Origin of the sequence: Synechococcus sp. R8-2, from assembly GCF_047461715.1 — a bacterium.
Classification (GTDB): Bacteria; Cyanobacteriota; Cyanobacteriia; order Thermostichales; family Thermostichaceae; genus Thermostichus.
In genome coordinates this window covers 1-4,614 of sequence record NZ_JANSHQ010000621.1, presented here as the reverse complement: position 1 = coordinate 4,614, position 4,614 = coordinate 1, and the positions used below count along the sequence as shown (strand labels likewise).

Genomic DNA, 4,614 nt, shown 5'->3' with positions numbered 1-4,614 from the left:
GGGTGGCCTTGGCTCGAGCTTTGGTGAACGAGCCGGAAGTGCTCTTGTTGGATGAGCCGCTGTCGGCGTTGGATGCCAAGTTGCGCAAGCAGCTTCAGGTGCAGTTGTGCGAGTTGCAGCGCCGCCTGGGCATGACCTTTATTTTCGTTACCCACGACCAAGAAGAGGCTTTGGTGACCAGCGACCGGGTGGCGGTGATGCGGGCGGGGCGCATTGAGCAAGTGGGCCTTATCGATGAGGTGTACGAGCGCCCGGCGACGGCCTTCGTAGCCGACTTTTTAGGGGCCAGCAACCTGATCGAGGGGATCGCCTGTGGGACGGACTGTGTGGATACGCCCTTGGGAAAGCTGAAGGTCTTGGGGATCCCGGCCAGCTCGGAACCGGTGCAATTGGCTATTCGCCCGGAAAAGATCCAGCTCTCTCGCAGCGGCTGGGATCTGCTGCCCAACCAGGTGCCGGTGCGGGTGGAAAACCTCATCTACACTGGGGCTGAGAACCAATACCTGTTGCGGACAAACCAAGGTCAGCAGCTCAAGGCCACGGCCCTCAACACCGATATTGAGGATGCAGGGTTTGAGATCGGCGCAGCGCTGGTGGCCCACCTACCCCCGAAAAGCCTAATCCGTTTGCGACCGGATCCCCGTCAGGAGGAGACTGGATGTTGAAGCTGCCATCTCCTGTGGGCAAGTGGATCCCTGGCCAAGCCCAGGTGCGATTTGGGGAGCTGCTCACCCCTTGGCAGGAGTTGGGGCGCAGCCTAATTTTTGCTGGGCCAGGGGTGCTGTGGGTGATGTTTTTTCTGGTGCTGCCGGGGCTGTTGCTGTTGGTGTGCAGCTTTCTCAGCCGCGGGGAGTTTGGCCAGATTCAACTGCCCCTGACCCTGGAGAACTATCTGCGCATTCTCGGCTTTGGCCCCTTGGGATGGACGCCCATCTACTGGCAGATCTTGGGCCGCAGCCTGCTGGTGGCGGGGGTGACCACCTTTTTTTGCGTGCTGCTGGCCTACCCATTGGCTTTCTTCATTGCCGCCCACCCACCCCGACAACGGGATCTGTTGCTCACCTTGGTGGTGGTGCCCTTTTGGACGAACCTGGTGATCCGCACCTATGCCTGGATGGTGGTGCTGGCCCCGGAAGGGTGGCCGGCTCGCTTGGCGGCCTGGCTGGGCTGGATCCCACCGCAAACGGCTCTGTATCCCAGTTGGCTGGCGGTTTATCTGGGCATGGTCTACACGTTTTTGCCCTACATGGTCTTGCCCCTGTACACGGCGGTGGAGCGCATCGATTGGCGGCTGTCGGAAGCGGCACGGGATCTCTATGCCAAGGGTTGGCAGGTCTTTTGGTGGGTGCTTCTGCCCCAGACCTTGCCTGGACTGGCGGCGGGCCTCATTCTGGTGGGGATCCCGGCTTTCGGCATGTTCGTAGTGCCGGATCTGTTGGGGGGCAGCAAAACGCTGTTGATCGGGAATGTGATTCAGTTGCAGTTTGGCTCCAGCCTGGACTATCCTTTCGGGGCGGCCCTCAGCTTTTTGGTCACCGGCCTCACCCTGGGGTTGATCTACGCCTACAGCCGCTACGCTGGCACCCGCAGCCTAGAACATCTGGTTTGAGGAGCTGCTGTGGGCCTTGAGCAAAGCCGCCAGTTGCTTGCGCATCAGGATCCCGGGCTTATCGGTGAGCATGTGCTGTTCGCTACTGAGGGTGAGGGGCACGTCGGGATCCGTGGTCTCCAAAATGGCTTTATCTTCCAGAGTTACAGCCCGGTCGAAGCGAATAACCTCGGCGGCTGGGGTATCGGCTTCGGTGTCGTTGCGCAAACAAAACTGCACCACTTGGGAGGCTCGGTCGTTGATGGGGGTGGGGATGTTGACGATGACATGGCTGCGGCCATTGGGGTAGCGGATGTGAAGGTGGTTGGTGAAGGGCAAATGCCAGGTTGAAGTGGTGGTGCGCTCGGTTTTGGCGGCAGCAATGCCCAGGTTTTTTTGTTGCAGCTCTGGGTTGGCTACACCGAGCACTGTGCGGGTGCGGATCCCGTAGTCCAGCTCCTCGACCTCGAAGTGGCTGGGTACCAAGTCTTCCATACTGCCAAAGGTGTTCTGGTGTACAAAGCTGATGTGGGCGGCATCGAACTCGTTCTCGCAGATGCGCAAGCTGGCACATTCCCAGCGTTCGTAGAACTCGTGGATGAGCCGGTAACTGGGATCCTCGGCTTCTGGGATGACCGGGATCCCCCGTAGAGGCTGGGGATGCAAGCACACCCAAGCATAGCCATAGCGGGCCTGGCAGAGATAGGCGGGAATGCGGTAGCTCTCTGGGATGCGGGACTGATCCGGCAGTTGCGGCACCTTGACACAGGCTCCCGTGCCATCGAACTCCCACCCATGGTAGGGGCAGCGGATATGGTCATCACAGACGATTCCCTTGGACAATTGCGCCGACCGATGACAGCAGCGATCTGCGGCTGCCTGGGGCTGTCCGGCTTTGTCCAGCCAAAGGACGATCCTCTCTCCCAGCAGCTCGAAAGGTTGCGGGGATCCCTGCTCCAATCGGCTGAGGGGCATCACCGGGTACCAAAAGCGCCGAAAGACAGGATGCTGGGTCACCAACATGGCAAAACCATCTGTGTCGTGTGGCCGGATTCTGTATAGCAAATTCGTGAATTCGGTTCCGTAGCCCGCGCCACAATCTCTATTTGGGGATCTTGCAGATCTGGGCAAACTCATTCCCAGGGGAGCTCAACTCATGGGGAAACCCTAGAACCTCTGGTACGGTAAAGATACTGATCTTGCGTTTGAGTTTCCAGAGGGATCCCTTGACCTCTACTTTGCCTTCTCAGACCTTCTTGCAGGCTCTGCACACCCCTTCCCCTGCTTGGGATGCCATCGTCATCGGTGCTGGGATCGGGGGATTGGTCGCGGCCAGCCAGTTGGCCGCCAAAGGATACCGTGTGCTGGTGCTGGAGAAATACCTCATTCCAGGGGGCAGCGCCGGCTACTTTGAGCGTCCGGATCCCTTAGGCAACGGGATCTACCGCTTTGACGTGGGCGCTTCCATGATCTTTGGATTGGGCACCCAGGGTACCACCAACTTGCTGACACGGGCTTTGGCAGCGGTGGGCCAGTCCATAGACTCTATCCCCGATCCGGTGCAGATTGCCTACCACCTGCCCAAGGGGCTGAATCCCCGAGTACACCGGGATTACGAGCAGTTTTTGCAGGAGCTATCCGGCTACTTTCCCCGGGAAGCCGCCGGCATTCGCCGGTTCTACGACAGCCTGTGGCCCATCTTCAACAGCCTCAACGCCATGGAGCTGCTCTCGTTGGAGGAGTGGGGCTATCTATTTCGTTCTTTTGTGAGCAATCCCCTCGGCTGCCTGACCTTGGCGCGCTATTTGCCGGTGAATGTGGGCCAGGTAGCGCGGCGCTGTCTGCGGGATCCGGATTTGCTGCGCTTTGTGGATATGGAGTGCTACTGCTGGTCGGTGGTGCCGGCGGATCGCACGCCCATCATCAATGCCGGGATGGTATTTTGTGACCGACACTACGGCGGTGTCAACTATCCCAAAGGGGGGGTGGGGCAGATCGCCCAAAAGCTGGCCCAGGGGCTAGAGGCCCATGGCGGGCAGATCCGCTACAAAGCACCCGTGCGGCGGATCCTGGAAGAAAGAGGTCGGGCGGTGGGTGTAGAGCTGGTCAGCGGGGAAAAGCTCTTTGCCCGCACAATCATCTCCAATGCCACCCGCTGGGACACCTTTGAGCGCCTATGGCCGGGATCCCTGCCCAGGGCGGAGCGGCAGTGGCAAAAACGCTACCAGCAATCCCCTAGCTTTTTAAGCTTGCACCTGGGGGTGCGGGCCGAGGCCCTGGCCGGCGAATGCCATTGTCACCACATTCTCCTGGAAGACTGGGATCAGATGGAGGCTGAGCAGGGCACCCTTTTCGTCTCCGTCCCCACCCTGTTGGATCCCGACCTGGCTCCCCCGGGCCGCCACATTGTTCATGCCTTTACCCCCAGTTGGATGTCCACCTGGCAAGGGTTGAACCCAAGCCAGTACCAGATCCAAAAACAGCAAGCCGCCGACCGCCTCATCCGCCGCCTGGAGGCCCTTTGGCCCCAACTGGGATCCCACATTGAACTGAAGGAGATAGGCACCCCCCGCACCCACCGCCGCTTTTTGAGCCGCAGCAACGGCACCTATGGGCCTATCCCCAGCCGGGATCCCTGGGGCTTGCTGGGCATGCCCTTCAATCGCACCGCCATCCCCAACTTGTACTGCGTGGGGGATAGCACCTTCCCCGGCCAAGGGCTCAATGCCGTTGCCTTCTCCGGCTTTGCCTGCGCCCACCGAGTGGCAGCGGATTTGGTTTAGGTTGCCCTTATCCTTGCTACTCCCTTCTCCCTCTGGGAGAGGGGCAGGGGATGAGGGTTGAGCGGCGCAGAGGGTTTGGGAGGCAGTTGATGGTCAATTCAAACAACAATGAGACGCTAGCCAGTAAGATAGCGTCCGTTCCCGAAAGCAGGCTGTAGGCCTTTGAATCAGGACATTGTCCAGAATCAACACAGATGTCCTCTTCAAACTCGGTATTCAGTATCTGATACATTTACGCTGAAC

General features: G+C 59.7%; 4 protein-coding genes. 3 read left to right on the top strand and 1 reads right to left on the bottom strand.

The annotated features are described in order from the left end of the window. On the top strand, window positions 1–665 hold a 665-nt coding region (locus tag NW819_RS13170; protein WP_414414020.1), incomplete at its 5' end, for an ABC transporter ATP-binding protein. After that, the gene (locus NW819_RS13165) at window positions 659–1,609 is read left to right on the top strand and encodes an ABC transporter permease (RefSeq protein ID WP_414414019.1); all 951 of its coding nucleotides are present in this window, start codon (window positions 659–661) and stop codon (window positions 1,607–1,609) included. The genes NW819_RS13170 and NW819_RS13165, both read left to right, overlap by 7 nt. On the opposite strand, the gene NW819_RS13160 is transcribed toward NW819_RS13165, so the two are convergent. After that, window positions 1,592–2,611, bottom strand: a complete 1,020-nt coding sequence (locus NW819_RS13160) for a Rieske 2Fe-2S domain-containing protein (protein WP_414414018.1) — start codon at window positions 2,609–2,611, stop codon at window positions 1,592–1,594. The genes NW819_RS13165 and NW819_RS13160 overlap by 18 nt on opposite strands. A 203-nt stretch (window positions 2,612–2,814) precedes the next feature. On the opposite strand from NW819_RS13160, the gene crtH reads away from it, so the two are divergent. Continuing rightward, window positions 2,815–4,371 carry a carotenoid isomerase gene (gene crtH / locus NW819_RS13155; RefSeq protein WP_414414017.1) on the top strand — a complete coding sequence of 519 codons (1,557 nt, stop codon included), beginning with the start codon at window positions 2,815–2,817 and terminating at the stop codon, window positions 4,369–4,371. Window positions 4,372–4,614 lie beyond the last annotated feature (243 nt).